Source organism: Micromonospora sp. NPDC048842 (assembly GCF_040649935.1).
In the GTDB taxonomy this organism is placed as follows: domain Bacteria; phylum Actinomycetota; class Actinomycetes; order Mycobacteriales; family Micromonosporaceae; genus Micromonospora; species Micromonospora hortensis.
Genome location: NZ_JBEZGK010000007.1, coordinates 89,714 through 116,059, shown reverse-complemented (window position 1 = coordinate 116,059; position 26,346 = coordinate 89,714). Strand labels below are relative to the sequence as shown.

Sequence of the window (26,346 nt, the reverse complement as noted above, 5' to 3'; positions counted from 1 at the left end):
TAGGGTCGGCACGGTGACCCACGCTCAACTCGGAGTGGACTGATGTCGATCCTGTGGCGAGACGCGATGAGTCGGGCGCTCTACGGGCCGGGCGGCTTCTTCGTCGCCCACACCGGGCCGGCCGACCACTTCCGCACCAGCGTGCACGCGTCCCCGGCCTTCGCCGCCGCCTTGCTGCGCTTGATCACAGAGGTAGACGCTGCCCTCGGCCACCCCTCTCGACTTGACGTGGTCGACGTGGGGGCCGGGCGTGGGGAACTGCTGAGAAGCTTGCTCGGGCTCGTCGCGCCTGGGGACGCCGTCGGGCGTGCGGTGGGGGTTTCCGGGGAGCCCACCCGCTCCGGGCGGTCAGGCTTGATCCCTCCGCGGGCGGGCTCCCCGGAAACCCTGACTCCCACGGCCTCTGTCCGTCGGTCGCCCGACGAGCCGTCGTCGGTCGCCGCCCGCCCGCCGCTCGCGGACCGCGTTCGCTTCACAGCCGTCGAGTACGCGTACCGCCCCGAGAACCTGCCCGAAGAGATCAACTGGACAGCCGAAATCCCGGACGAGATCACCGGAGTGCTGCTGGCCACCGAGTGGCTGGACAACGTCCCGCTGGACGTCGCGCTGCACACCGAGGACGGCTGGCGATACCTGCTGGTCGACCCCGACAACGGTGCCGAAACAGTTGGTGAGCCGGTCAGCCCCGATGATCTCGACTGGCTCAACGCCTGGTGGCCCGGCCCCGCAACCGTGCCCAGTACGGACAGTGACCCGGATCTGGGAGTGACCTCATCGGGCGCGACAAGCGGAAGCGAGTCGGGTTTCGGGGCAGCCCCGCCGGCGCAGGGATCAAGCCTGACCGCCCGGAGTCGGCCGGGCTGCCCCGAAACCCCCAGCAGGGACTACCGACGAGCCGAGATCGGCCGAAGCAGGGACGAAGCCTGGGCCACCGCGGTACAGAAAATCGAGCAGGGCTTGGCGGTCGCGGTCGACTACGGGCACCTGCGGGAGGCAAGACCGGTCGACGGGACGTTGACCGGGTACCGGGGTGGGCGGCAGGTGCCTCCGGTGCCCGACGGGTCGAGTGATGTCACAGCGCACGTGGCAATGGATTCGGTCGCCTCCGCTGGTGCGGCGGTCGCTCGGTGTGCGTACTCCCTGGTCTCGCAGCGGGAGGCGCTGCTGGCGCTCGGGGCCGACGGCCGGCGACCGCCGCTCAGCCTGGCCGGTACCGACCCGGTCGGGTACGTGCGGGCGCTGGCCGCCGCGTCGGCGGTGGCCGAGCTGACCGACCCGGCCGGGCTCGGCGGGCACTGGTGGTTGCGCCAGCCGGTCGGCATCCCGCTCGGGCCGGCCGTGGCACGATGACGGGCATGACCACCGACGCCGGAGACCTCCGTGAACTGACCGTCGGCACCGGGGCCGGGCTGATCGCCGGCACCGGCGATCAGCAGCTCGGCACCGACATGGTGCTGAACATCGGGCCGCAGCACCCCTCCACCCATGGTGTGCTGCGGTTGAAGCTGGTGCTCGACGGCGAGCGGGTGGTCGCCTGCGAACCGATCGTCGGTTACATGCACCGGGGCGCGGAGAAGCTCTTCGAGGTGCGGGACTACCGGCAGATCATCGTTTTGGCCAACCGGCACGACTGGCTCTCGGCGTTCTCAAACGAGCTGGGTGTGGTGCTCGCTGTGGAACGCCTGATGGGCATGGAGGTGCCGGAGCGGGCCACCTGGCTGCGGATGGCCCTCGCGGAGCTGAACCGGGTGCTGAACCACCTGATGTTCCTCGGCTCCTACCCGTTGGAGATCGGGGCGATCACGCCGATCTTCTACGCCTTCCGGGAACGCGAGACCATCCAGGCGGTGATGGAGGAGGTCTCCGGCGGCCGGATCCACTACATGTTCAACCGGGTGGGTGGCCTCAAGGAAGAGGTGCCGTACGGGTGGACAGGGCGGGCCCGGGCGGCGATCGGCGAGGTACGCCGCCGGTTGCCCGACCTGGACCACCTGATCAGGCGTAACGAGATCTTCCTGGCCCGCACCGTCGGCGTGGGCGTGCTGTCCGCCGCGGACGCCGCCGCGTTCGGCGCGTCCGGGCCGGTGGCCCGCGCGTCCGGGCTCGACCTGGACCTGCGCCGCGACGACCCCTACCTGGCCTACGACGAGCTGGACGTGCCGGTGGTCACCAAGACCGCCGGGGACTGCCACGCCCGATTCGAGGTGCTGCTCGACCAGGTGTACGCCTCGCTGGACCTTGCCGAGCAGTGCCTCGACCGGGTGGACCGGCTGACCGGGCCGATCAACACCCGGCTGCCGAAGGTGCTCAAGGCGCCGGAGGGGCACACGTACGCCTGGACGGAGAACCCGCTCGGCATCAACGGCTACTACCTGGTGTCCCGGGGCGAGAAGACGCCGTGGCGGTTGAAGCTGCGCACCGCCTCGTACGCGAACGTGCAGGCGTTGGCCACCCTGCTCCCCGGCTGCCTGGTCCCGGATCTGATCGCGATCCTCGGCTCGATGTTCTTCGTGGTCGGCGACATCGACAAGTGACGCGGGTCGCCTGACCGGTCATCGCCAGCGGTCGGCGGGTGGCGCGCCGCCGGCACGGGGTACGTCGTCCTGCGGCGGGTAGCCGTAGCGCTCGTCGACCCGCCGCCGGCCGGTCCGTTCCGGCTCGGGTTCCGCCTGGTGGCCACGTTGGCGCGGCGGGCGCCACTCGTCCGGCACCGGCACGCCACCCACCGGCAGCGCGGGCCGTCCCGGCTCGGCCCGCCGACCACCGTCGTGGCCGCGCGGTTCGTCATACCGGCCAGCGTCCTCGTAGCGGCGGGGCTCCTCGTAGCGGGCGGCGTCCTCGTGACGGCGCGGCTCCTCGTGACGGCGCGGCTCCTCGTGACGGCGCGGCTCCTCGTGACGGCGCGGCTCCTCGTGACGGACGGCGGCCCAGCGGTCGGCCACCCGGTACTCGGTGCCGGTGGCGTCGGCGTGCACCTCGGCCCGACGTTCGCCGACGCGCAACTCGCGACCGTTCTCGTCGTCGCGGACGGCGGCCCACCGGTCACCGGCCCGCAACTGCGACCAGTACTCGCCGGTGTCGTCGGCTCGCAGCGGCGGCCCGGCCTGCGGTGCCGAAGCGCCCGCCCGGTCGCGCTGCTCCGACCAGCCCCGATCGTCCGAGCTGTCCCGGGATTCCGCCGCCGGCCTCTCCGGGGTGCGGTGTGACCGGGCCGCTGGGGCCGGCTCGTCGGGCTGGGCGTACGCGTCGCGCCGATCCGTCCACTCCGGTTCGTCGCGGCGGCCCGTCCAGCCCGGCTCGTCGCCGTACCCGGCCCTGGGGTGTTGCGCTGGCTCGCTCCTCGCCCGGCCGGACGGGCGAGGGGGCTGATCGGCGTCACCGCCCCGGGTCCACTCCTGCGCGGGCGCGGTCCACTGACCGGCGTACCCGCCGCCGTAGTGCCCGGCCGGCTCGGCCGGGCCGCCGTCCACAACCGTGTGCCGGGTGGTGACGTGCACGGTCTCGGTGTGTCGGACCACGCCACCCGGCCGGTGTGCCGCCTCGGGGCGGTCGTGTTCGCGGGGGCGAGCTGAGCCGTACGCGGTGGCGGCCGGCCGTTCCCCGCCGTACGTCCCGGCGGCGACAGGCGGCTCGGGGGCCTCCCGGGCGTATGCCGGCTCGTCGTCGTCCGGGTGCTCGGGGCGCCCCCACCGGGGCGCGTCGTCGGGGCCGGACACGCGGACGCGGCCGGCCGGCGCGTCACCCCGGGAACGGGCCACCGGCGTGTCGTCCACCGGCGGCTCGACGGCAGCCACTCGCGCCCGTCCGGCGCCCGCCGGCTCGACGGTGGGGGCGGCACCGGCGAGGGCGGCACCGCTGGCGTCGAGACGGCGGCGCACCGCGGCGATCCCCTCCTGCGCCCGTTGCGCCTGGTCGAGCGCCTGGTTGCCGCGCTGGGCGGCGGCCACGATCTCGCCGCGCAACTCCCGACGCAGCTCCTCGATCTCGTCCAGCAACTCGTCGGCCCGCGCCGAGGCGCCCTCACCGTCGGGCCGCAACGCGATGGAGAGGCCGATCAGCACCACGGCGAGGATGGCGAGCACCGCGGCGAAACGCAGCGGGCCATTGCCGTCGGCCACCAGCAGGATCAGCGCCGCCACCGGCGCGAGAGCGACGCCCGCCCAGAAGAGCATGGTCAGTAGCGGTGGTTGACGCCGGGCGTCAGAGGTGGCCGGGGCTGGCATGGATGTGCAGCCTACCCACGATATCCACCGGAGGGAACGGGGTCCCCGGGACGCGCGAACGCCCCCGCCCGGTCGGGGGCGGGGGCGTTCTCAGCACGTGCGGAACTGGCTCAGCTGGTGGCGAAGGCGCCATCCGAGGAGAAGATCAGGCCCACGCTGATCGAACCGTCGCGCAGCCCGCTCTTGGTCAGCGGGCCGCCCTGGTCCAGGGAGGAGAACTTGCCGACCGACAGCCCGTACGTCTTCTCCAGGCCCGGCTTGCAGAACGGACGCTGCTCGCACTCCGGCGGGCCGCCCAGCACTGTCCCGCTGCCGGAGCACTTCGCCGCCAACTCGGAGAGGGTCCGCACGCCGTACTTGTCGGCGAAGGCCTGGGTCACCGCGAAGGCGTTCTGGTCCTGTGCGGCGGCCGGGGTGCCGAAGGTGAGGCCGACCTTGTCGCCCTCGGCCTTGAGCGCGGTCACCGTGGTGTTGATGTCGGGCGAGGAGATCGGCGGAGGAGTGCCACCCTTGGCCTTTGTGTTGAGGAACTCGGCCATTGTCGCCGCGTACTCCGGGACGACCTGGATCTCACCCTTCACCAGCGCCGGCTCGTAGAGTTCGCGGTTGCCGATCTGCTGCACCTTGACCTGGTAGCCGGCGGCGGTGAGCGCGATCCGGTACAGCTCGCCCAGGATCTGGCTCTCGGCGAAGTTGCCGGCGCCCACAGTGATGTCGCCGCCCGGGCCCTTGGCGATGCCAGCGGTGAGGTTGTTCGCGCTGGCGAACTCCTCGGCCGCCACCTTCGGGGTCTTGCGGTCCTCGTTGACGGCCTTGTTGAGCTGGATCAGCTTCGGGGTGTCGAGCGCGGCGGAGACCTTGTCCAGTGCGGCGATCAGCTGCGGGTTGGCCGCCTTGCTGTTGACAGCGGGAATGACGTTGTCGGAGTTCTGGAGCTTCTTGTCGTCCTGCAGAGCGATGAGCTGCTGGCCGGCGACCGGGGCGCACCCGGCGCCGGAGGCGCTCGTCTGGGGTGCGTCGGTGCCGGACGAGCCGGCGTCACCGCAGCCGGTGAGGAGTGCTGCCCCGGCAACGGCGCTGACCGCCCCGATCGCCAGACGTGTACGTGCGCGCATGTGCCCGCCTTCCGTGTCCCGGCGCGGCCCGTCCCGGGCCGGCCGCGTGTCCGACGGGCGATCCTGACTGTCGGCCGCCCGCGAATGTCCACCCAACATGCTCCGGAACCGACCGACAACTTGGGATGGACTTCGTCACCCCATCGTCACCGATTTGACGGGCGTGGGTCGCCAGCGCGACGCGGGCTCACCCGGACGGGTCAAGCGCTTCCGGTGGCGTCGGCGGCCCGGGGCCGCCCGAGGCGCTGCCGCCCGCGCCGCAGCGGTTTGGGGGTGACCAGCCGTTCGACGCCGCCGAGGACCACCTCGGCCAGCAGCGCGAGCCCGGCCACCAGCACACCGCCGGCGACGATCTGCCCGCCGCCGGCCGCGATACCGATGCCGAACCCGGTCCGGATGATCTGGCCCAGGCCGCCGCCGTTGACGAAGGAGGCCAGCGCCGCTGTCGCGATCACCTGGACCGCCGCGGTGCGGAAGCCGGCCGCCAGATAGGGCACCGCGAGCGGCAACTCCACCCGGCGCAGCAACTGCCCGCCGGACAGGCCCATCCCCCGGGCCGCGTCGCGGGCCTCCGGGTCCACCTGCCGCACCCCGGTGTACGCGTTGGCCAGCAGCGGCGGCACGGCGAAGACGGCCAGTGCCACCACTACCGGTGTCTTCCCGAAGCCGCTGGCGAAGACCACCGGGAGGATGGTCAGCAGCGCCAGGGTGGGGATGGCCAGTGTGGCGTTGGAGATCAGCACCACGAGGCCGCCACCTCGACCGAGGTGCCCCAGCCAGAGCCCGAGCGGCCAGGCCACCAGGCAGCCGAGCGCCACCGCCAGTGCGGAGATCGTCAGGTGCTCGCCGAGCCGGTCCAGCATGCCGCCGGGGTTGGTCCAGTTCAGTGGGTCGTTGATCCAGGTGATGGCCTGCCCGATCGGGTTTTCCGCGACGGTCACCGTGCCCTCCGGGTGGACCAGGGAGTCACCAGTCGGGCGACCAGGATGAGCAACAGGTCGAGCACGACAGCGAGTGCCACGCAGAGCAGTGCGGCCGTCATGATCTCGGCCTTGTAGAGGTTGTTCTGGAAGCCCGCGAAGATCAACTGCCCGAGCCCGCCGTGCCCGACCAGCACCCCGACCGTGACCAACGCCACAGTCGAGACGGTCGCCAGCCGTACGCCGGTGACGATGCCCGGCAGCGCCAGCGGCAGGTCGATCCGGAACAGCCGCCTCCAGCGGCCGTAACCCATGCCCTCGGCGGCCTCGCGAACCTCCGGAGGCACCTGGTTGAGACCGGCCACCACGTTGCGCACGATCAGCAGCAGCGCGTAGAGGACCAGCCCGACCAGCACCGTTGTCGCCCCGGTGCCCAGGTAGGGGGCGATGAACGCGAAGAGCGCCAACGACGGGATCGTGTAGACCACCCCGCTGACAGCGAGGATCGGACCGGCGAGCGGACGGACCCAGTACGCCAGCACGGACAACGGCAGGGCGATCAGCACCGCGATCAACACCGCTCGCCCGGTGAGGGAGGCGTGTTCGCGCACGGCGGCGAGGATCGTGTCAGAGTTGTCCCGCACGTACTGCCAGGAGAACCAGGGGTTACCCGGGTCGGCCCGGTAGCTCAGGCGGAAGGACATACGTGGACGTTACCCCGGAGGCTGCCGGCGTGGCCCAATCCCCTCGCGCGGCGTCGATCTCTTTGGAGGGCATCCAGAAGCGCTACCCGAACGGCACCGAAGCTGTCCGGGACCTCAGCCTGGAGGTCCGGGCCGGCGAGCTGGTGGTGCTGATCGGCCCGTCCGGTTGCGGCAAGTCGACGGTGCTGCGGATGATCAATCGCCTGATCGAACCGACCGCCGGTCGCATCACACTCGGCGACGAGGACGTCACGAACGTCGACCCGGTGCGACTGCGCCGTCGAATCGGGTACGTGATCCAGAACGTCGGTCTCTTTCCACACCAGACAGTGCGGGCCAACGTGGCCACCGTGCCGGGCCTGCTCCGCTGGCCCAAGAGCCAGACCCGGGCCCGGGTCGACGAGCTGCTCGACCTGGTCGGGCTGGACCCGGCGGAGTTCGGCGGTCGCTACCCGCACGAGCTTTCGGGTGGCCAGCGGCAGCGGGTCGGCGTGGCCCGGGCGCTCGCCGCCGACCCGGTGGTGCTGTTGATGGACGAGCCGTTCTCGGCCGTCGACCCGATCGTCAGGGCCCGCCTCCAGGAGGAGTTCCTGCGCCTCCAGGCCGAGGTGCGCAAGACGATCGTGCTGGTCACCCACGACCTCGACGAGGCCGTCCGACTCGGTGACCGCATCGCGGTCCTCTCCGAGGGCGGTCACCTGGAGCAGTACGACACGCCGGCCGCACTGCTCGGGGCACCAGCCACTGCGTTCGTACGCGAGTTCGTCGGCGCCGACCGGGGCATCCGCCGGCTGGCGGTCACCCCGCTCGACCGGGAGGCGCTGGAGCCGGTGCCCGAGGACGCCGCACCGGACCTGCCCACCGTCGCTGTGGACGGCTCGGCGTACGACGCGTTGGCGGTCCTGCTCACCTCGGGCCGGGACCGGCTCCTCGTCACCGACGCCGGCCGGCCGGTGGGCGCGCTCAGCCGACAGCGCCTCCTCGACCTCGGCCGCCCGACCAGCTGACCCGCCCCGGCCGAGGCGCACGTGCGACCGCCGCGCCTGACCCCGCTCGGTCGGGTCAGGCGCGACCGCCGAGGCTGGCGATGCCGATGATCCATCCGGTGAGAAAGCCGTAGCCGGCACCGGTGCTGGCGTCCTGTAGGGCCCCCAGCAGTGACGGTGCCGGGCCGAGCAGCGCCGCCAGCACGGCGGCCAGCCCGCCAGCCAGCACGTACGCGGCCCAGCCGGAGAAGAACTGGCTGACCGGGCCGGGCACCCGGGCGACCTGGGCGGCGGGCAACAGGTAGAGCAGCGCCACCGCGAGGACCACCAGCAGCACGGCTCGCAGGTCGGCGGCGAACAACCCGCCGGCCTGCCCGTCCGCGTCGAGCCGCCAGGCCGGCCAGGCGAGCAGGCGCGCGTAGAACGCCCCGGCCGACTCCGGGTCGGTCAGTGTGACGGCCCAGCCGGTGTACGCCGGACTGCCGCAGATGCCGACCAGCAGCAACACGGCGAGTGCGCCGGTGCCGGCGGCCGTGCCGTAGCGGCTGACCGGGCCGGAACGGTGCATGAACGACGCGATCCGCCCAGGCCCCGAACCGGTGGCTCGGGCGGACCTGGGCTGCCCCGAGCGGCTCAGTGCTTCATCAGGTAGTCGATGAAGGCGGCCCGCAGCAGCGGCGCCGACTCCTCGTAGCCGTGACCGGTCAGCTCCCGCCACAGCGCGTTGGCCTCGTCGATCGTCGGGCCGATCGAGTTCGGGGCGCCGTCCAGCACCGTGGCCTCGTCCGCGTTCGGCAGGTGGCGCAGCACCGACCAGAAGAAGGCCACGTCCCGACGCTCCCGGGCCCGGGCGAACGCCCGCTCCCGCAGCTCCTCGGTGGACAGCGCGTCAAGCTCCTCGAACGAGGTTCCGCCCGGGGTGGCGGCAGGTGAGTCGGTCATGTCGCCGAGCCTAACGGTCGAGATCAGCTCCGGCTCGGCGGACGCGACGCGGCTCACCGCTCGTCGGTGTCCCACCGTCGCGGGCCGTCCTCCCACCGCGGATCCCGCCACGGGTCGATCGGTTGCGGCGCGGCCTGGGTCGGCAGCGTGGGAGGCCAGTTGTCGACGGACTGCGGCTGCGGCGTGGTCCAGCCCGAGCTGATCGTGCCGTCGCTGACCGGCTCGGGCCGGTCGGTGCTGCCCGGTCGGGGCCGCCCGAGCGTCTCGACCAGGCGGGTGGCCAGCAACCCGACGCCGAGCGCGGCCCCGCCGACCACCCAGTTGCTCAGCGTCCAGCCGCGCTCCGGCGCGTACACCTGAAAGACCGTGACCAGGCCGACCGCCAACAGTGTGCCGAACACACCGCCCCGCCGGCCGTACGCGCTGGTGCCGGCGAGCACTGCCACACCGATGGCCAGCACCGTCCAGTCCAGCCCCGGGGTGGGTGCCACCGGCCCGGGGTCGTTGGCGGCCAGCAGGATGCCGGCCAGAGCGGCCAGCACCGTGGAGATGACCAACGCGACGGCGGTCACCACGGCGGCAACCGCGCCCCGCCGACGGGCCGGGTCGGCGATCGGTCGGTACCGGCCGACGAGCCGGCGGATCGCCCGGATCGCGCCGAACAACCCGCCCAGGACGGCCACCGCTGCGAAGCCGGCGAAGAGGTAACCGGCGCTGCTGGAGGGGTCGTAGTCGCCCTGCACCAGCACGGGCGCCGATCGGCGTTCGATGTACACCACCACGGCGGCGGCGCCGGCCAGGCTGGCGGCCCAGCCCGGCACGTGCAGCACCACCACGGCCAGCGCCAGCGCCAGCCCGCCCACCGCGGCGACCGCCACGGCCGGGCCGAGCGACGCCGGCAGGCCCCGGTCACCCTGCTCGGCGTAGTGCAGGGCGGCCGCTACCGCGATCGGGCCGACGGCCAGGTTCGGCGCGGCCGTGCGCAGACTCAGCCCGGCGGCCAGGGCGAGCATCCCCAGCCCGACCGCGTTGATCAGCAGCGTGCGCAGGTTGCCGTCGCGCACCGCGGCCGGATCCTCCCGCCAGAGCAGCCAGCTCACGGCGGCCAGCCCGGCCAGCAGCAGCAGCTCCCACCCCAGGTGTACGCCGATCCGATCCCGGCCGGGCTCACCGTGGGTGGGATCGTCGAAGACGTTGTCCAGGACGGCTGCCGGCACCCCCGACGAGGGTTCGGCCGACCGGTCCCGGCCCGCTTCTTCGTAACCCATGACGCCGCCTCCCCAGTGGCCGACCGTGCCCAGTCCGGCGCACGGACGGACCCTGGGCGGCCCTTGCTCTCCGATCGCAGGCACCGTACCCGCGCCCGCAGCCGGGCGTAACCCCCTGCTCAGCGCTGGCCGGGGCGGCTCTCCCGAGGGTCCTGCTCGCGCTCGTCGTCCGGGCGTTCCGGCACCCGGCAGGAGTGCTCCAACCAGAGCGCGGCGCCGACCAGTGCCAGCGAGGCGAGCAGGCCTCCGCCGGCGGCCGGTCGATCGTCCAGGGCTGCGCGGGTGGTCTCCACGAAGAGCCAGCCGGTGAGCCCCGCGTAGAAGCCCGCGAAGATCGCAGCGGCCAGTGCCGACGCCTTGGCCAGCACCACGAAGCGGGCGACCAACAGCGGATCGACCGGCTCCCGACCCGGCTTGCGCTCGATCCGGCCCCGGGTGTTGATCGCGGCGTACGCCTCCAGCACGGCGAGCCCGGCCAGCGTCACCACCGGCAGCCAGGGCAGCCGGGGAATGCCGCTGTAATAGAGGGTGCTGATCAGCAGCCAGGCCACCGCCGCCGCACCCAGGCCGGCCACTACCAGGGTCGAGATCCGGGTGGGGCCCATCCGCGACCCGTCCGGGCCCGACCCGCGGGGTGGGGGCTTCGCCTGCGTCATGCCGGCCGGTTCCGCTCGGTCATGCCGTCGACTCTAACGCCAACTCCGGCCGGGGACGCAGTTCCAACGCCTCGTCCGCCGCGGGGCCGATGGTCAGCAGGTCGGTCAGCCAGCCGTGACCAGGCAGCCGACCGTACGGCTGGATGTCGATCCACGGACGCAGCACGAAGGCGCGCAGGTGCGCCCGAGGGTGCGGCAGGGTCAGCTCCTCCTCGTCGCTGAGCACCGGCTCGTCGTCGTCGCCCCAGACCGCGATCACGTCCACGTCGAGGGTGCGCGGCCCGAACCGCCGCTGCGGGTCACGGACCCGTCCGGCCGCACGCTCCGCGTCTCGGGCCCGCTCCAGCCAGTCGCGCGGGGTCGCGCTCTCGTCCTGCACGAGCACCACCGCGTTGAGGTACGCGGGCTGATCGGTGTCGCCCCACGGTGGAGTCTCGTACACCCCGGAGAGCACGAGCACCGCGTCGCCGAGGGTGGCGACGGCCGTACGCAGGTGCTCCAGGCGGTCGCCCAGGTTGCTGCCGAGCGACAGAACCGCCCGCGTCACCGGGTACGCGCCCGGGTCATGGTGACGGCCACGTCGCTGAAGGTGTGCGGTACCGGAGCCTCGGGCTTGTGCACTGTGATCGTCGCGGCGTCGACCCGAACGTCTGCCAGGCAGACCGCGAGGAGCCGGTCCGCCAGGGTCTCGATCAGGTTGACCGGCTCGCCGGTCACCACGGCGACCAGGCGTTCGGCCAACTCGCCGTAGTGCACTGTGGCGGTGACATCGTCGCTGGCGGCGGCCGGGCCGAGGTCCAGCTCCAGGACGGCGTCGACCACGAAGTCCTGCCCCTGAACGCGCTCGAAGTCGTACACCCCGTGCCGGCCGCGCGCCCGCAGGCCGGTCAGGTGGATCCGGTCCGTCGTCATCGCCGTACCCCATGCTCGTGATCGTCTTGCGTTCGCTTCCTGTCGTGCGGCGGCACGGCCAGGCGAGGCCTGCCGGTCGCCGCCCAGACGGCGAGCGCGTCGGCGGTGGCCTGCACGTCGTGTACGCGTACGCCCCAGGCGCCGGCGGCGACCGCCAGCACGCTGGTCGCCACTGTGGCCGCCTCCCGCTGGGCGGTCGGTCGCGGCGTGCCGTCCACGGCGGCGAGCAACCCACCGAGGTACGACTTGCGGCTAGCCCCGAAGAGCAGCGGGTAGCCGAGATCCAGCAACTCCGGCAGGCGGGCGCTGAGCTCCCAGTTGTGCGCGGCCGTCTTGGCGAAGCCGAGCCCGGGGTCGACGATGAGGCGGTCGGCGGCCACCCCGGCGGCCAACGCCGCGTCGATCCGTTGGGCCAACTCGGCCCGGACATCGGCCACCACGTCGGTGTAGGTGGCCAGTTCGCGCATGGCACGGGAGTGTCCACGCCAGTGCATCAGCACCCAGGGGCAGTGCGCGTCGCGGACCACCCGGGCCATGTCCGGGTCGGCCAGGCCACCGGAGACGTCGTTGACCACCGCCGCGCCGGCAGCCAGGGCGGCCTCCGCGACACGCGCACGGCTGGTGTCGACGCTGACCGCCACACCGGCGGCGGTCAGCTCGCGGATGACCGGCAACACCCGCTCGGCCTCGGTCGCCGCGTCGATCCGCTCGGCGCCCGGGCGGGTCGACTCGCCACCGATGTCGACCAGGTGCGCACCGGCGTCGCGTAGACGGACGCCGTGTCCGACGGCGGCGTCCAGGTCGGCGTACCGTCCGCCGTCGGAGAAGGAGTCCGGTGTGACGTTGAGGACGCCCATCACCACCGGGCCCGAAGCCCGCACCAGATCGGTCACGACTAGACGGTACCGGTCGCGGCAGCGGCGCCCAGCGACCCCGGGTAGGCCCCGTACCACTGCCCCTGACGTGCCGATTAGAACAGGTGTACGATCGGTCATCCGGGCAGTATCGGGCAGTCCCTTCGCGGCTTGTCGCAATCCGGGGCGGCCCGTACGCTTTGGAATTGGCCAGCATCGAGATGGCGAAGCTTGGAGGGAGGGCCGAAGCGGGGGAAAACCGCCCAAACCTCGCCACCCTCCGTGGTGAGTAACGAACACAGGGTCAAGAACGCCATGCCCTGTGGAGCACTTTTCCCGCCAGGCTTGCCTATTGCACCGCCGCGGCATCGCCGGCCGCGCTATGGGGAGGTTCCAGTGATCGCCTTCGAGCTCATGGAGACGGCGTCGTCCGGCGTCGCCCACGCGCTCTCCACCCTGGCGTCGACTCCACTCGCGGAGCCGGCACCGAAGGGGATCGACACCAACAGTGTCGTCACCTTCTTCGCCAGCAAGATCGCGCCGATCCTGCTCGCCGTCCTGGGCGTCATCTTCATCGGCCGTGCCAGCCGAGGTGAGATCTCCAAGGTGCTGACCAGCTCCGCGATCGCCATCGTCGGGCTCGCCTTCATCGCGGGCGCGGCAACACTCTTCTTCGTCGGCGATTACCTGATCGACCTGATCTTCGAATAGGCGCGTTCACCAGATGCGGCTGCGCACCGACGACGACATCTACCGGGCCCGCCTGGTCTACCTCGGGCCGCCCGGTTACACCCTTCCGGTCCACCTGCCCTACGCCCAGTACGGGCTCTTCATGCTGCTGGTCCCCCTCTACATGTTCATCCACTGGCTGTTCACGTTGACGGTCGAGCTCTTCCCAGCCTGGGAGATCGCGCTCGCCATCGTGACCACGTCGTTCATCTTCCGGCACGTCGACCCCGATCGGCCGGCGCGGGTGGTCATCCGCACCGCGCTGACCGACTGGCGACGCACCCGGGAGCCGGCGGTCGAGCAGCGCGATCCGCGCCTGGTCGGCAGCCGGATCAGGATTCGGGAGGAGCTGGCATGACCGGACGTACGTCGAACGGTCCGTCGCAGGACGCGGGCATGGGTCTGCCGACAGTCACCGAGGCGATCGCATGAGCCGCTCCTCCACGCCGGGCTCCCCGGCAGGCCGCCCAGGCGCACCAGTCGGTCACCGTGCGCACTCATTCGACTACACCGAGGACGAGGACGAGGTTGCCCTCGACCCCGCGCTGGTGACGTCACCTGGCCACGGTGCCGTCGGCGTGTTCCAGGCACCTCGGCCGATTCCCCGCCGGACGCCACCGGCCGAGCCCACCGCCGTGTCGGCCGGCGAGAACGCCGACATCGACTCCCCCTTCCTGGACCTCTTCGGCGGCGGGGGGCGACCCGCCTCGCCACGAGCCGTCACCGCCGGCCCGAGCACCCGCGAGCAGCCGGCGATCCCACATCAGCCGCCACCCACCGCCAGCCCGGCACCAGCCCGCGCGGTTCCCGAGCTCGAGCCACCGTGGACGCCGGCCGACCCGCCGGGCAATGGCGGCCGACCCGTCGAGCCACGACACGGCGGCGGCCACCCGGCCAGCGAGTCCCGGGTGCCGCATCAAGCCGGCGATCGACGGCCGATGCGGCGTCCGCCGGACGAGCCCGACCTGCCCACCGACGGCGGTTCACCGTCGGCGACCACAGGTTCCGTCCGCCGACCCGGCAACACCGTGCCGGGCGGCCGCCCCACAGCGATGTCGCCGGCCCGACCGGCGGCTCAAGGGCCACCCCAGCCGACGGTGGCCACCGGCCGGTCCACGGCCCCCTCGGAGCAGCCGGCCATGATCACGGCTGCGGATCGGCCGGCTCTCGAAAGCACGGCGCGCCGGGTCACCGACTCGGATCGACCCCGGAGCACCGGCACCTCGGCCTCCGGTAAGGAGATCGCCGCGCCGCGGCAGCGCACGGCGAGCCGATCGGATCGACCGATCAAGCCGACCCGGGTTCGCCCTCCGAAGATCAAATTCGGGGATCGGGATCCATCTGTCGAGCTGGCCATCACCGAGATCGCCGGCCACCTGACCTTCACACCCAACACCGTCACCGCGTGGTACTGGCTGCCCGAGGTCCGCTGGGCGTTCCGGCCGGACGCCGAGCGCGAGGCGCTGCTGTCGGCGATCTCCGAGCAGTACGCCGGCCTGGCCGGCTTCCGACTGCACCTGCGCCGCACCACCCGGCCGTTCCCGGCCGACGAGTGGGCGCGCACGATCGACACGCACACCTCGGCGCCGCTCCCCGACGTCCCCGGCACCACCGGCTGGGCCGACCACCTGGTCGCCGCCCAACGCCACCTGATGGCTGTCAACCACGCCGAGGGCCAGACCTACCTGGGCGTCACCTTCGCCAGGCGTTCCCTCGGCGACTCGCTCACCGAGCGGCTGCTGCGCACCTTCGGCCGGGGCACCGCCGATGGAGAACGCCGCAAACTGGGCCGCACCGTGGAACAGTTCGACGAGGTGCTCGGGGCGTTCGGCATGCGCGGCCGGCGGGTCACCGCCCAGGAGCTGGAATGGCTCCTCTACCGCTCGGTGGCGCTGTGCATGTCGCCGCCGAGCACCCTCTCCCCCGTCACCGACGGGCGCTGGGAGCGCGGCGACCTGCTCGCCATGACCGAGCAGGTCGAGCGCTACCGCACCCCGTACGGCTCGACGGTCAAGCTGGTCAACCGGATGACCGGCGAGGAGCGGCACGTGGCAGTGCTCGCGGTCGGCCGGATGGAGCCGCTGGAGATCCCGGAACGACACGAGCCCTGGCTGCACTTCCACGAGCGGCTGCCCTGGCCGATGGAGATCTCCACCCGCGTCGACATCCTCGGCTCCGGCGACTCCTTCCGTAATCTGGAACACCGGCTGCGGATGATCCGCTCGCAACAGCTCGACTACGCCGAACACGGCATCGACGCGCCTCCGGAGCTGGAGCGACTGGCCAAGCGCGCCCTGGTGATCGGCGACGAGATGACCACCGGCCTCCCGGTCGACTCGGCCCGTGCGCACGGCTGGCACCGGATCGCGGTCGGCGGCCGGACCAGGGAGGAATGCCTGGAGCGGGCCCGCCGGCTCATCCAGCTCTACTCCCGGGAGCTGCGCATCTCGCTGCAGCACCCGAAGAACCAGGACTGGCTGGCCCGCGAGTTCATCCCCGGCGAACCGATCGCCAACACCGGCTACGTGCGTCGCATGCCGGTGCCGCTGCTCGCCGCCGCGCTCCCCCAGGCCGCATCCAACGTGGGCGACCGGCGGGGCGACCTGATCGGCCGAACCGCCGGCACCTGCCGCCGTCCCGTCTTCCTCGACCTGCACTTCCCCATGGAGGTCCGGGAACGCTCCGGGCTCGCGGTCTTCGTCGCCGAACCGGGCGGTGGCAAGTCCACACTGCTCGGCGCCCTGGGCTATCTGGCCGCCCGCCGAGGTGTCCAGGTGACCCTGCTCGACCCGTCCGGCCCGCTGGCCCGCCTCTGCGCGATGCCCGAGCTGCGGCCGTACTCCCGGGTGTTGAACCTGACCGGCTCGGAGCACGGCACCCTGGCGCCCTACTCACTCATCCCGACGCCGCTGCGTTCCGAGTTCGGCACCGGGGCCGCCGGTGACCGGGAGTTCGAGATCGCGGTCTCCAACGCCCGAGCCGAGCGGCGGATGCTGGTCCAGGACATCTGCATGATGCTCGTCCCGCCGCAGGTGGCCAGGGAGGCGTCGACCGCCACCCTCTTCCGGCACGCCGTCCGCCAGGTCCCCGCCGAGGAGACCTCCACCCTGGACGACGTGGTGAGCTGCCTCGGGCGGCTCGACGACGACGCCGGCAAGGAACTGGCCAACCTCCTGCTCGACACCGCCGAGATGCCGCTGGCCATGCTTTTCTTCGGCCGACCGCCGGAAGGGCTGCTCGGTGCCGACGCGGCACTCACCGTGATCACCATGGCCGGGCTACGGCTGCCCGATCTCAAGATCGAACGCGAGTACTGGTCGGCCGAGGAAGCACTGGCCCTGCCGATGCTGCACACCGCCCACCGGCTCGCCGTGCGGCGCTGCTACGGCGGCTCGATGTCATCGCGCAAACTCGTCGGCCTCGACGAGGCGCACTTCATGGAAGGCTGGCGGTCCGGGCGCTCCTTCCTGGTCCGACTCGCCCGCGACTCCCGCAAGTGGAACCTGGCCGCACTGGTCGCCTCCCAGAATCCCAAAGACATCCTCGGCCTCGACGTGCAGAACCTCGTCTCCACAGTCTTCGTCGGCCGCATCGCCGAAGACGCCGAGATCGCCTCCGAGGCGCTACGGCTGCTGCGGGTGCCGGTCAACGACGGGTACGAGGCCACGCTCGCCTCGCTCTCCGCCGCCGACACCAGCTCGTCCAGCCGGCTCGGCTTCCGCGAGTTCGTGATGCGCGACGTGGACGGCCGGGTGCAGAAGGTCCGAGTCGACGTCTCGTACGTCGAAGGGCTGCTGGACCACCTCGACACGACGCCCGCCGCGATCGCCGCGGCGGCCGGCGTCCTGCCGAGCATCCCCCTGCCGGATCTGGAGGCGTGACATGGCTAGGGCCTGGGCAAGGACCGCGTCGTTCCTGCTCGCCCTTGGCGTACTGGCCGGGGCCACCCTCACCTGGCCGCTGATCGGCGCGGAGGCCGCAGCCGCCGCACCGCCCGCCGCGCAGGCCCGCGCCGACCTCTGCACGACCGCCGAATGGCAAGCCGACTTCCGCGCCTGCGTGGCGAAGCTGAAGCAGGTCAGCAAGGCAGAAATCGATTGCCTCAAGCCACCTGTGCCTTCCGCTCCGGATTCGGGCCTGGCTGGTTGGTTCGCCTCCCGCCCGGACTCGTCCAAGCTGCCCGGGCCAAAGGGCATCTACAGCGACTACGGCTACGGCGGTTACAGCTTCAACACCTATAACGTGGAGGGCGGATGCGCATCCACCGTCCTCCATCCGGACTACAAGTTCACCACCACCGTCGCCAACGGTGAGCTCATGATCGCCACGGCGGTCGTGGGCGCCTCGAACGCCCTGCGAGAGCGAGCCTGGGATCCCCGCTCGATGTGGAATTGGGCCGACCCACTGGTGGAGAAAGCCACCAAAGGCGTATACGAAAAAGTATTCAGCGTCTTTGGAATCGTCACGCTCTGCGTGGTGGGTCTCTACCTGCTCTGGCGCTCCCGCCAGTCGGACATGAGCAATGCGATGACGACAGCAGGGTGGGCGCTACTGGTGATGGTGGCGGTCACCGCGCTGGCGGCCTGGCCGGTCAAGTCGGCGAACATCGCCGATGGCACCCTGATCACCTCGCTCGGCGTCGTACACGACGCCATAGGTCCGGCGTCGAAGGACACCCCGCCGGATCAGTGCGCCGTTCCCAACCCAGACGCTTGTGTGGATAAACGGCCGCCAGCCGTACGGGCTAGCGACACTGCCACCGAGGCGATGCTCTACCGCAATTGGCTGCGCGGAGTGCTGGGCTCGGCGGATAGCGAGACCGCCCGAAAGTATGGCCCTGCCCTGTACGACGCCAAGGCGTTTTCCTGGGAAGAGGCCGAGAAGCTGCGGGCCAACCCGGCCACCCGGCCAGCGACGATCGAGGCCAAGCAGCAGCAGTGGATGACTGTCGCGGAGCAGATCAAGACCGAGGACCCGGAGGCGTACGAGTTCCTGACGGGCACCCGCGACATGGACCGAATCGGCTCTGGTTTCATCGCCGTGCTCGCGGCCGTGCTCTTCGCGATGTTCGACCTGACCGCGTCAGTGCTGGTCCTGCTGGGTTTCCTGATCTTCCGGTGGGCCGTGATCGCGGCACCCATCCTGGGCACCATCGGCCTGCTCCGGCCGGCCAGCGCCGGCCTGCGACGGTTGGCGAACGCAGTGGTCGCTGCGGTGTTCAACATCGCCATCTTCGGCACCGGCGCAGCCATCTACCTGTTCGCCGTCGACCTGATCATGAGTACCCCTGCCCTGCCGGGTTGGCTTCAGGTGGTGCTGGTGTGGCTCTGCGGAGTGGTCGGATGGCTGCTGTTGCGGCCGTACCGGCGGATCACGCAACTAGGCGGCAAGGACAGCAGCGAGGCGGTCAGTTCGGCCGGGTCCTGGCATCGCCGGTTCTTCCGCGACATGCGGACCGCCGCTCGCCTGGACGTAGCCGAGCCGGGCGGCACCGCCGAGCCGGTGGGTGGACGTCGACGGTCGCCCGACGCGACGCAGACCCGGCTACGTCCCGAGGCGCGGCGGGAGGACCCGGCCCCGGTGCCGACCGCAGTGGCCGACGGCCGGCGCGCGGACGCGGTACGCCCTGACGGTCGAGAGCGGCCCGAAGAGGCCCCGGCGGAGGAGGGCAGGGATCGGAGCCGCAAGACCGCCCCGCAACCCCGACGCCGACAGCCAGCGACCTGGACCGAGCCGGACGTTCCGGCTGAGAACCCGTCGTTCGTGGTCTACCGCCCGGGCTCCACCGAGCGAGTACCGGATCGCACCGGACCCCGGGTGCGCTCAGAGGCGAGGTGACGGTCATGCGACGGGCGTTGGAGTTCCTCTTCACTCGGGCGCTGCGGTCCCGGCTGGGCGTTGCGCTGGTGATCGGGGTGGTGGTCGTCGGTGTGCTCGGGGCGGCCCGGCTGATCTCGAACCCGGGCGATTCAGCCGATGGGTTGAGTAGCCGTCCGGATGGGCCGATCATCACCGTGGACCCGACGGCTGGCGACGACGGTCTGCTCAACAGCGCGGCTCCGCCGTCACCCGTGACGTCGCCCGGCGCCCGCACGCCCGAACAGACCGCGGACCGCTTCGCCAAGGCCTGGCTGGGCCGTCCCGGGATGACCACCGAAGAGTGGCAGGCTGGCCTGCGGCCACTTTCCACGCCAGCGCTGAGGGAGAAGTTGACCGGCGCCGAGCCCGAAAGCGTGCCGGCCGAGAAGGTCACCGGTCCTCCAACCATGCGAGAGCGGACCGAGACGTTCGTCGAGTTGGTGCTACCCCTTGATGCCGGCGGGCTCCGGTTGGAGTTGGTCACCTCCGATGGTGGTTGGCTGGTCGACGTTCTGGACTGGGAGCGGCCATGAGCGATGTTGGTAGCGCCAAAACGCGCCGGGGTCCCCTCCGGCTCGGTGTGGTCGCCGCGGTGCTCACCGGGATGCTGCTGTTGCTCTGCTGCACCGGCGGCACTGCGGCGTTCTTCCTCACCGGGCTCGGAGGCAACGACGCCGAGAACGGCGACACCATGGCGGGCATGGAGTGCGGGCCGGTCCGAGCGGTAAACATCGCGGGCAAGCTGCCACGATTCGCCCAGTACGGCGACAGTCAGGTCCGCAATGCCGCGATCATCATCAAGGTCGGCCAGGACATGGGCGTACCTTCGCGAGGTTGGGTGGTCGCCCTCGCCACCGCTATGCAGGAGTCCGCCCTACGCAACCTTGCCAACAGCGGCGTACCCGAGTCCCTGGCTCTGCCGCATGAGGGCGTTGGCGCGGACCACGACTCGCTGGGCCTGTTCCAGCAGCGGCCGGGGTGGGGCAGTGTCTCCGAGCGGTTGAATCCCGCGTACGCGGCCCGCAAGTTCTACGAGAAGCTCGTCAAGGTGGGGAGCTGGCAACAACGACCGCTGACCGTGGTGGCGCAGCGGGTACAGATCAGCGCATACCCGGACGCGTACGCCAAACACGAAGAGATAGCCAGCCGGATCGTGGACGCGCTGGCTGGTGGCGCGGCCCGCACTGTCGAGATCAACGGCAAGGCGGTGTGCAACGCGGCCGAGCGCGGCCAGATCGCTGCCTCCGGTTGGACCGCACCGATCCCTGGCGGAGTCGGCTCCGGTTTCCGCACCGCCAGCCGGCCCAGCCACAACGGAGTCGACATCGGCGCGGCAAAGGGCACCGAGATTCGCGCGGCAGCGACCGGTCGAGTGTTGGTTTCGACCTGCGACGAGGACCGCCGCCTCCGGCAGGACTGCAACGTGGACGGATTCCCCGGCAAGGGGGGCTGCGGCTGGTTCGTCGACCTGCTGCACGCCGGTGGCTACATCACCCGGTACTGCCACATGGTGGTTCAGCCATTCGTCAAGAAGGATCAGATCGTGACGGCCGGTCAGGTGATCGGCAAGGTCGGCAGCAGTGGCAACTCCTCCGGCCCGCACCTGCACTTCGAGGTGCACCTGCGCAACGACCGCAACGCGTCCGGCGCGGTGAACCCGGTCCCGTTCATGCGCGAGCGGGGTGCCCCGCTGCGCGCCGCTGAGTGAGGCCACCACTGGTATGACCGGACCGTTACCTGACCCGTTCGCCGACCAGCCGGACTGGGCTCCACAGCCGCCGAGACCGCTGACCATCGTCCCCGCGACGGAGCGGGTCGAGCTACGCGGTCGACGGGTGCTGGTCGGGCTGCCCGGGATGGGTTGGCGCGGGGACCTGCGCGCGGACGACCGGGTGGTGCAGAGCGCCAGGACCTACGTGCCGGTGATCCCCGAGCACGAGTGGTACCGGGCCGAAGCCGACCAGGTCGAGGTGTTCGCGCCGTTGGTGCCGGTGGAGCGGGTCTGGGTGGAGACCGTCGGCAGTCGACCGGACGTGGACGACGCCCGGGACACGGGCATCCGGTTGGTATCGCTGGACGGCCCGGCGCACCGGACCCCCACACCGGTCTTCGAAGCGGACGCGGTCACCGGTCGACGGGTGGTGCACGTTGAGAACGGCCTGGAGCATCGTGACCTTCGAGCGGTCACTGAGACCTACTCAGGGGCCGAAGGGGACATCTGTGTGCGAGTCACACCCGAGGTGGAGTGGTACCGCTGGGCCTGGCGCGGCCAGTCACCCACCACGCTGGAGGTCCCGGTCCATCTCCTGTGGATCGAATGACCTCAGCCGGCTCGCGTACCGCCACACACCTGCCAGCCGTCGGCTAGCCGAGTATTGAACTGCCAGGGCTGACGGTCGCTCTGGCTCATTCCGTCGATCCGAGCCGAGATGATCAACGTAACCTCAACAGCAGCAGTCTCACCCTGCGTCTGCACGTTCAGGGTCCCCCAACTAACAGTTATCGTGGTCCCGAAACGCTGCTCCCGCTCGAGTAGATCGGTTCGCAGAGCGCGTAACGCGTCCAACTGCGACCCACTCTCGCAGGTGAATTGGTCAGCTCTTACGTCATTGCGATCCACGAGGAACGCGCGCAGGTAGTTGTCCACGACCACGTCCGGTGCGCTGCGGTCGGGCGTCGAGGCGCGGTTGTACCAAACCAAGGCGGTCGCGACCCCGCCGACGCAGAGCAGGGCGAGCACGCCAGCCACGACAGTGAGCACCGTCCGCATTCGGCGGCGCGGCGGCTGCGGCGCCGGCGTTGCCGGGGCGGGCGGCAGCTGCTCCGACGGTGTCCGCTGGGCCGGTACGCGGGAGACCTGGGAACCGGCGGGGGGCTGCACTGATTCCACCTCCTGAAGTTATCGGCTGGACGCTCCGGAGCCAATGCCTCAGATCCAGCGGATCGTGACGGACCCCTCCCCACCGGTGAGATCCACGACAACACCGGCGCAGCGCCGAGGCACCTCCCGGAGGAGGACCGTCGGCTGGGATACCGTCTCTGCTTGGGGAGGGGTTGCCAACCTCGGGTAGAGGGGGTGGACGCGGTGGCCGGTCCGAAGGCTCGTACGAACCGCGCCGCAGCCCTGCACCGTCGGGCGGCGGCCGTCGCGACAGCGGCTGCTGGGATCCTGGACGAGACGCGGCCTGCTCCGGCCGATCAGCGCCGCCAGTACGAGGTGGCCGACCGGTTACGGACGGCTGCGGCGTTGCTGGCGCCGGGCTGGTCGGGCGCGGCACTGGACTCACTCACCGTGGACTCGCCGGCGGGTGATGGTCCGCCGCCGTTCGTTCGGGTCGGTACTGCGGCGCCGTTGGACGACGCTCGTTTCCCCGCGTTGGTGCCACTTGTCGGCACCGGTCACCTCAGCGTGGACGCTGATGCGCGGGAGCCGCGGGTGGCGGGTTTGCTCCGGGCCGTACTCCTGCGGTTGTTGGGTGCGGCACCGGCGGGTGCCCTGCTGATTCGCGCGGTGGATGCCACCGGAGCTGTGCTGACGCCGTTCGGGGCACTCGCGGATGCCGGCCTGTTGCCGCCGCCGGCGGTGGACGTGGCGGGTCTGCGCGCGGTGCTCACCGAGGCGGAGCAGTGGGTGACGCCGGGGGCGAGTGGGCGACGCCGTCACGATCGGACGCTGTTGCTGGTGGTGGCGGCGCTGCCGGAGTCGACCGGCGCGTCCGATCTGGCGCGCATCGAGACGTTGGCCGAGCGGGGGCCGGCCGCTGGGCTGCACCTGGTGGTGGCGGGTTGGCCGCCCGCCGGCCCGTACTCGGCCCGGGCACCACTGCCGCACACGACTTCGCTGGCGCTGCGGAATGCGTACGCGCTGCTCGGCGATCCGCCGGGGGCCTCGTTCGCCGGGCCGGGCGCCGATCCACCGGGCGGTCTGAACTCGCCGGTCTTCGTCGAGTCGGACCCGCCGGCCGAGTTGGTCGATGCGGTGTGTCGGCGGCTCGCCGAGCAGGTGGAGGCGGGTTCCCGGTTGGCGCTGGGTGCTCTGCTGCCGCCAACGGGTGAGCGGTTGTGGGAGTCGGACTCGGCCGACGGGCTGACCACTACCGTCGGCGACGCCGGGGGCCGGTCGGTGCCGCTGGGCTTCACCGAGTTGACCCCACACTGGCTGGTGAGTGGCCGGTCCGCTGCGGGCCGGGCGGCGTTCCTGACCACCGCGCTACTCGGCCTGGCCGCCCGGTACGGCCCTGACGACCTGGCGTTCTACCTGGCGGATCTCGGCGACGGCGAGTCCTTCGTGGAGTTCTTGCAGACCGAGCGGGACCGGTCGTGGGTTCCGCAGGTGCGCGCGGCCGCGATGGCCGCCGACCGGGAGTACGTCCGGGATCTGCTGGACGAGTTGACGGCCGAGGTCCAGCGCCGCACGGAGGCGGGCGCTCGGGCCGGAGGACAACGCTTCGCGGAGCTGCGTCAGCACCAGCCGCTGCCCCGGATCGTCTGTGTGGTGGACAATGTGCCGCTGCTCTTCGCCGAGCGGGATCGGCTGGCCGCCGAGGTGGCCGCCCAGTTGGACGGGCTGGCCCGGGCGGGTCGGGCGTACGGCGTGCACCTGGTCTTGGCGGGCGCGGGCGAGTTGGGGTTGAGTGCGCGCGCGGATGCTGGTCATCGGGATTCGGTGCTCGGGCAGTTTCCGGTACGGGTGGCGCTACCGGGTGGCAGCCCGGTGTTGGAGCCGACGAACGACTCGGCGGCCGGTCTGCCGGTGGGCAGCGCGGTGGTGAACACTGCCGGCGGGCTCGGCGGCCCTCGGGGGGCGATCCGGGGTCACGAACGGTTGATCCGTCACCCGGATCCGCAGGATCATCCGGAGGTCGTGGAAGAGCTGCGCCACGAGTTGTGGGCGGCGCGTCCGGCCGGGTCCGTGCCGCCGGTGGTCTTCGCGGGGTACGCCCGGCCGCTGCTGGGCAACGATCCGCGCCACCGGGCGGCCCTGGCGGGACAGGCACACGGACCGGCCGCCCTGTTGGGCCGGGCGGTGGACGTGGCCCGGTCGACGGTCGCTGTGCCGCTGGGTCCGGCGGCCGGGCGCAACCTCGCGGTGCTGGGGTCGGGCACCGCGGCGGGCGGGCTGTTGGCGACGGCGGCGCGGAGCACGTCGGCTCACCACGCACCGGGCGGTGCCCGTTTCCTGGTGGCGGCACCGGACCCGGGCGCGCGGGCTTTGGCGGAGGCGTTGACTGCGGATTTGGCCACCCGGCACGCGGCCGAGTTGGTGGATCTGCCGACGCTGCTCGCGGACGCGGCCGACGACCTGCCGACGTATCTGGTGGTCTTCGGGCTGGACCGGCCGGGGCCTCGGGATCTGCCGGTGGACCGGTTGCGGTCGCTCCTACGGGACGGGCCGCCGGAGGGCCGGCATCTGCTGGGCTGGTGGCGTGCGGTTCCGCCGTTCGCCGCGTTGTTCGAGCCGGCGGGCGAGGTCGACAAGCTTGCGGCGGTGGCCGTGCTGGACGTGCCGGTCGCGCAGCTCACAGCGGTCTTTGGTCGGCCGGTCGAGTGGCAGGTGCGCCCCGACCGGGCGGTGCTCTGGGACGGCCCGGACGAGCGGGGCACAGTCCTGGTGCCGTTCGCCGACGAGGCCGGCTGAGCGGGTGGCGCGCGTGGAGGGTGTCGAGGTGGATCCGATCGCGACGGTGACCGGGCCGGGACGGCAACGGGCAGAGGCGGCGCCCGGGGACGCCTCGCCGCGGGCGGTCGAGCCCAGCACGGCCTGGACGGAGTATCTTGCGGCCGCCCGCCAGTTGGACGGGGTACGCCGGGGCGCGGCTGCCGCTGCCGGTGAGCAGGCCCGGTCGGCGGAGGCCGCCCGGGAGGAGTTGACTGTGGTCCGTACCGGGCTGGCGAGTCAACAGGAACGGCTGCGCGAGTTGGGCGTACCGGCGATCTCCCTGGTGCCGTCACCGCCGGAGCTGACCGAGGCGGCCCGGTCGATGGCGGGTGGCCCGGCGGCCGTTTTGGCGGCGCTGCGGACCGCGCGTGGTCGGGCCGAGGCGGCGGACGCGGCGCTGGCCGCGCGCCGCCGGTTCCGACCGGGGTCCTGGCCCGCGCGGGCGCGCAACCTCCTGGTGTACGGGCCGTTCGCGCTGCTGGTGCCGCTGATCCAGGTCGTGGTGCTCGTAACGACGGGGGTGGGACCGGCCACTGTGGCGGCGTTGATCTGCGGACTGCCGATGCCGGCGGTCGCGTTCGTCGCCGGTTGGATTGGCATTGGCCGGTTGTTTCGGGTCAGCCCCACCGAGCGCCTGGACCGTACTGTGCGTTTCGGCGCGTTGGTGTGCCTGGTGCCGGCGGTGCTGGCCACGGCGGGCCTGCTGTTGGCGCTGCTCGCTGGCTGATCCGTCGGGCCGGAAAGCCGCCCGGTCGGAGCAACGCCGGCCGGGTGGTGAAGACGCAACGGCCGGCCGTCCCGGATGGGTGTCGGCCGGCCGTGGGGCGTCGAGGTGTCAGCGGGGGATGATCAGCGCCATCGCTTCGGCCCGCGACTTGGAGTCCGATTGCAGGATGCCGCGTACCGCCGACGTGATGGTCTTGGCACCGGATTTCTGGATGCCGCGCATCGCCATGCACATGTGTTCGCATTCGAGCACGACGACGACGCCGCGTGGTGCGAGTTTGCTCATCAGTAGGTCGGCGACCTGCGAGGTGAGCCGTTCCTGCACCTGCGGCCGACGGGCGAAGACCTCGACGAGGCGGGCCAGCTTGGACAGGCCGGTGATCCGCCCATCGGGGCCCGGGATGTAGCCGATGTGCGCGCTGCCCCGGAAGGGCAGCAGGTGGTGCTCACAGAGGCTCATCACGTCGATGTCCCGGACGATGACCAGCTCTTCGTGGTTGGCCTCGAAGGTGGTGCTGAGCACCTGGGCCGGGTCGACCCGCAGGCCGGCGAAGAGTTCGGCGTACGCACGGGCGACCCGGGCCGGGGTCTGCTGGAGTCCGTCGCGGTCCGGGTCCTCGCCGACTGCGATCAGGATCTCGCGGACGGCCTTCTCGATCCGGCCGAGGTCGACAGCGTCCTCGACGGGGCGGCCGGTCAGTTTGCCGCTGATCAGCCGTGCGGCCACGTAGTCCAGCTCGTCGTCGCCGTCTGGTTCGGTCGCGGAGACGGCCAGCTCCCGGTGTGGGGAGCT

Annotated in this window: 25 protein-coding genes; 12 read left to right on the top strand and 13 right to left on the bottom strand. The window is 71.8% G+C overall.

Translation table 11 applies throughout. The features are described 5' to 3' along the window. Positions 1 to 42 precede the first annotated feature (42 nt). The gene (locus AB0C19_RS12330; RefSeq protein ID WP_357183434.1) at positions 43 to 1,350 is read left to right on the top strand and encodes an SAM-dependent methyltransferase; all 1,308 of its coding nucleotides are present in this window, start codon (positions 43 to 45) and stop codon (positions 1,348 to 1,350) included. Next, positions 1,347 to 2,534 carry an NADH-quinone oxidoreductase subunit D gene (locus AB0C19_RS12325; protein WP_181539454.1) on the top strand — a complete coding sequence of 396 codons (1,188 nt, stop codon included), beginning with the start codon at positions 1,347 to 1,349 and terminating at the stop codon, positions 2,532 to 2,534. Before AB0C19_RS12330 ends, AB0C19_RS12325 begins: the two co-directional genes overlap by 4 nt. 18 nt (positions 2,535 to 2,552) lie before the next feature. Here AB0C19_RS12325 and AB0C19_RS12320 read toward each other — a convergent pair whose 3' ends face one another. From AB0C19_RS12320 to AB0C19_RS12305, 4 genes are all read right to left on the bottom strand, one after another. Then, positions 2,553 to 4,223, bottom strand: a complete 1,671-nt coding sequence (locus tag AB0C19_RS12320; protein ID WP_357183431.1) for a hypothetical protein — start codon at positions 4,221 to 4,223, stop codon at positions 2,553 to 2,555. Positions 4,224 to 4,333: 110 nt separating this feature from the next. Beyond that, the gene (locus AB0C19_RS12315) at positions 4,334 to 5,338 is read right to left on the bottom strand and encodes a glycine betaine ABC transporter substrate-binding protein (protein ID WP_357183428.1); all 1,005 of its coding nucleotides are present in this window, start codon (positions 5,336 to 5,338) and stop codon (positions 4,334 to 4,336) included. Positions 5,339 to 5,538: 200 nt separating this feature from the next. After that, positions 5,539 to 6,279 (bottom strand): ABC transporter permease, encoded by a 741-nt coding sequence (locus AB0C19_RS12310; RefSeq protein ID WP_210780819.1) that lies wholly within the window; start codon positions 6,277 to 6,279, stop codon positions 5,539 to 5,541. After that, the gene (locus AB0C19_RS12305; RefSeq protein ID WP_091403225.1) at positions 6,276 to 6,962 is read right to left on the bottom strand and encodes an ABC transporter permease; all 687 of its coding nucleotides are present in this window, start codon (positions 6,960 to 6,962) and stop codon (positions 6,276 to 6,278) included. Before AB0C19_RS12305 ends, AB0C19_RS12310 begins: the two co-directional genes overlap by 4 nt. Positions 6,963 to 6,991: 29 nt before the next feature. Here AB0C19_RS12305 and AB0C19_RS12300 point away from each other — a divergent pair, with 29 nt between their 5' ends. After that, complete coding sequence (locus tag AB0C19_RS12300; RefSeq protein WP_357183424.1) at positions 6,992 to 7,969, top strand: ATP-binding cassette domain-containing protein; 978 nt, start codon at positions 6,992 to 6,994, stop codon at positions 7,967 to 7,969. Positions 7,970 to 8,024: 55 nt separating this feature from the next. Here AB0C19_RS12300 and AB0C19_RS12295 read toward each other — a convergent pair whose 3' ends face one another. From AB0C19_RS12295 to folP, 7 genes are all read right to left on the bottom strand, one after another. Further along, positions 8,025 to 8,516 (bottom strand): hypothetical protein, encoded by a 492-nt coding sequence (locus tag AB0C19_RS12295; protein WP_238687029.1) that lies wholly within the window; start codon positions 8,514 to 8,516, stop codon positions 8,025 to 8,027. 65 nt (positions 8,517 to 8,581) lie between these two features. Next, entirely contained in the window at positions 8,582 to 8,890 is a 309-nt protein-coding gene (locus AB0C19_RS12290) for a hypothetical protein (RefSeq protein WP_357183420.1), read from the bottom strand. Positions 8,891 to 8,943: 53 nt separating this feature from the next. Next, the gene (locus AB0C19_RS12285; RefSeq protein WP_357183418.1) at positions 8,944 to 10,158 is read right to left on the bottom strand and encodes an ABC transporter permease; all 1,215 of its coding nucleotides are present in this window, start codon (positions 10,156 to 10,158) and stop codon (positions 8,944 to 8,946) included. Positions 10,159 to 10,277: 119 nt separating this feature from the next. After that, entirely contained in the window at positions 10,278 to 10,814 is a 537-nt protein-coding gene (locus AB0C19_RS12280; protein WP_357183415.1) for a DUF3180 domain-containing protein, read from the bottom strand. Positions 10,815 to 10,833: 19 nt separating this feature from the next. Then, on the bottom strand, positions 10,834 to 11,361 hold the full coding sequence (gene folK / locus AB0C19_RS12275) for a 2-amino-4-hydroxy-6-hydroxymethyldihydropteridine diphosphokinase (RefSeq protein WP_357183412.1): 528 nt from the start codon (positions 11,359 to 11,361) through the stop codon (positions 10,834 to 10,836). Beyond that, entirely contained in the window at positions 11,358 to 11,726 is a 369-nt protein-coding gene (gene folB, locus AB0C19_RS12270; protein ID WP_357183409.1) for a dihydroneopterin aldolase, read from the bottom strand. Before folB ends, folK begins: the two co-directional genes overlap by 4 nt. Further along, positions 11,723 to 12,619 carry a dihydropteroate synthase gene (gene folP, locus AB0C19_RS12265; RefSeq protein ID WP_357183406.1) on the bottom strand — a complete coding sequence of 299 codons (897 nt, stop codon included), beginning with the start codon at positions 12,617 to 12,619 and terminating at the stop codon, positions 11,723 to 11,725. The genes folB and folP overlap by 4 nt, the downstream gene beginning before the upstream one ends. Positions 12,620 to 12,976: 357 nt before the next feature. Here folP and AB0C19_RS12260 point away from each other — a divergent pair, with 357 nt between their 5' ends. The 7 genes from AB0C19_RS12260 (at position 12,977) to AB0C19_RS12230 (ending at position 21,489) form a co-directional block, all read left to right on the top strand. Continuing rightward, on the top strand, positions 12,977 to 13,291 hold the full coding sequence (locus AB0C19_RS12260; protein ID WP_074315118.1) for a hypothetical protein: 315 nt from the start codon (positions 12,977 to 12,979) through the stop codon (positions 13,289 to 13,291). A gap of 13 nt (positions 13,292 to 13,304) precedes the next feature. Beyond that, the gene (locus tag AB0C19_RS12255; RefSeq protein ID WP_053654782.1) at positions 13,305 to 13,667 is read left to right on the top strand and encodes a hypothetical protein; all 363 of its coding nucleotides are present in this window, start codon (positions 13,305 to 13,307) and stop codon (positions 13,665 to 13,667) included. A 70-nt stretch (positions 13,668 to 13,737) separates the two neighbouring features. Then, a complete protein-coding gene (locus AB0C19_RS12250; protein ID WP_357183402.1) occupies positions 13,738 to 17,190 on the top strand; it encodes an ATP-binding protein in 3,453 nt (1,150 codons plus the stop codon). Between the two features lies 1 nt (position 17,191). After that, entirely contained in the window at positions 17,192 to 19,147 is a 1,956-nt protein-coding gene (locus tag AB0C19_RS12245; protein WP_357183400.1) for an MFS transporter, read from the top strand. Next, positions 19,144 to 19,701, top strand: a complete 558-nt coding sequence (locus tag AB0C19_RS12240; protein ID WP_357183397.1) for a hypothetical protein — start codon at positions 19,144 to 19,146, stop codon at positions 19,699 to 19,701. Before AB0C19_RS12245 ends, AB0C19_RS12240 begins: the two co-directional genes overlap by 4 nt. Next, complete coding sequence (locus AB0C19_RS12235) at positions 19,698 to 20,876, top strand: M23 family metallopeptidase (protein ID WP_357183394.1); 1,179 nt, start codon at positions 19,698 to 19,700, stop codon at positions 20,874 to 20,876. Before AB0C19_RS12240 ends, AB0C19_RS12235 begins: the two co-directional genes overlap by 4 nt. A 13-nt stretch (positions 20,877 to 20,889) precedes the next feature. Next, the gene (locus tag AB0C19_RS12230; RefSeq protein WP_357183391.1) at positions 20,890 to 21,489 is read left to right on the top strand and encodes a hypothetical protein; all 600 of its coding nucleotides are present in this window, start codon (positions 20,890 to 20,892) and stop codon (positions 21,487 to 21,489) included. Positions 21,490 to 21,491: 2 nt separating this feature from the next. Here AB0C19_RS12230 and AB0C19_RS12225 read toward each other — a convergent pair whose 3' ends face one another. Next, positions 21,492 to 22,049 (bottom strand): hypothetical protein, encoded by a 558-nt coding sequence (locus tag AB0C19_RS12225; protein WP_357183904.1) that lies wholly within the window; start codon positions 22,047 to 22,049, stop codon positions 21,492 to 21,494. A gap of 195 nt (positions 22,050 to 22,244) precedes the next feature. Here AB0C19_RS12225 and AB0C19_RS12220 point away from each other — a divergent pair, with 195 nt between their 5' ends. Both AB0C19_RS12220 and AB0C19_RS12215 read left to right on the top strand, forming a co-directional pair. Then, positions 22,245 to 24,806 carry an FtsK/SpoIIIE domain-containing protein gene (locus tag AB0C19_RS12220; RefSeq protein ID WP_357183388.1) on the top strand — a complete coding sequence of 854 codons (2,562 nt, stop codon included), beginning with the start codon at positions 22,245 to 22,247 and terminating at the stop codon, positions 24,804 to 24,806. Positions 24,807 to 24,852: 46 nt separating this feature from the next. Then, positions 24,853 to 25,554, top strand: a complete 702-nt coding sequence (locus AB0C19_RS12215) for a hypothetical protein (RefSeq protein WP_357183901.1) — start codon at positions 24,853 to 24,855, stop codon at positions 25,552 to 25,554. A 108-nt stretch (positions 25,555 to 25,662) separates the two neighbouring features. Here AB0C19_RS12215 and folE read toward each other — a convergent pair whose 3' ends face one another. After that, positions 25,663 to 26,328, bottom strand: coding sequence for a GTP cyclohydrolase I FolE (folE, locus tag AB0C19_RS12210; protein ID WP_091403265.1), 666 nt, complete (start codon positions 26,326 to 26,328; stop codon positions 25,663 to 25,665). Between the last annotated feature and the right edge of the window lie 18 nt (positions 26,329 to 26,346).

Bases quoted from the DNA above. Each gene is read 5' to 3' on its own strand.
- AB0C19_RS12330 (WP_357183434.1), top strand. From the start codon at position 43: ATGTCGATCCTGTGGCGAGACGCGATGAGTCGGGCGCTCTACGGGCCG.
- AB0C19_RS12325 (WP_181539454.1), top strand. From the start codon at position 1,347: ATGACGGGCATGACCACCGACGCCGGAGACCTCCGTGAACTGACCGTC.
- AB0C19_RS12320 (WP_357183431.1), bottom strand. From the start codon at position 4,223: ATGCCAGCCCCGGCCACCTCTGACGCCCGGCGTCAACCACCGCTACTG.
- AB0C19_RS12315 (WP_357183428.1), bottom strand. From the start codon at position 5,338: ATGCGCGCACGTACACGTCTGGCGATCGGGGCGGTCAGCGCCGTTGCC.
- AB0C19_RS12305 (WP_091403225.1), bottom strand. From the start codon at position 6,962: ATGTCCTTCCGCCTGAGCTACCGGGCCGACCCGGGTAACCCCTGGTTC.
- AB0C19_RS12295 (WP_238687029.1), bottom strand. From the start codon at position 8,516: ATGCACCGTTCCGGCCCGGTCAGCCGCTACGGCACGGCCGCCGGCACC.
- AB0C19_RS12290 (WP_357183420.1), bottom strand. From the start codon at position 8,890: ATGACCGACTCACCTGCCGCCACCCCGGGCGGAACCTCGTTCGAGGAG.
- AB0C19_RS12285 (WP_357183418.1), bottom strand. From the start codon at position 10,158: ATGGGTTACGAAGAAGCGGGCCGGGACCGGTCGGCCGAACCCTCGTCG.
- AB0C19_RS12280 (WP_357183415.1), bottom strand. From the start codon at position 10,814: ATGACGCAGGCGAAGCCCCCACCCCGCGGGTCGGGCCCGGACGGGTCG.
- folB (WP_357183409.1), bottom strand. From the start codon at position 11,726: ATGACGACGGACCGGATCCACCTGACCGGCCTGCGGGCGCGCGGCCGG.
- AB0C19_RS12255 (WP_053654782.1), top strand. From the start codon at position 13,305: ATGCGGCTGCGCACCGACGACGACATCTACCGGGCCCGCCTGGTCTAC.
- AB0C19_RS12250 (WP_357183402.1), top strand. From the start codon at position 13,738: ATGAGCCGCTCCTCCACGCCGGGCTCCCCGGCAGGCCGCCCAGGCGCA.
- AB0C19_RS12245 (WP_357183400.1), top strand. From the start codon at position 17,192: ATGGCTAGGGCCTGGGCAAGGACCGCGTCGTTCCTGCTCGCCCTTGGC.
- AB0C19_RS12235 (WP_357183394.1), top strand. From the start codon at position 19,698: ATGAGCGATGTTGGTAGCGCCAAAACGCGCCGGGGTCCCCTCCGGCTC.
- AB0C19_RS12230 (WP_357183391.1), top strand. From the start codon at position 20,890: ATGACCGGACCGTTACCTGACCCGTTCGCCGACCAGCCGGACTGGGCT.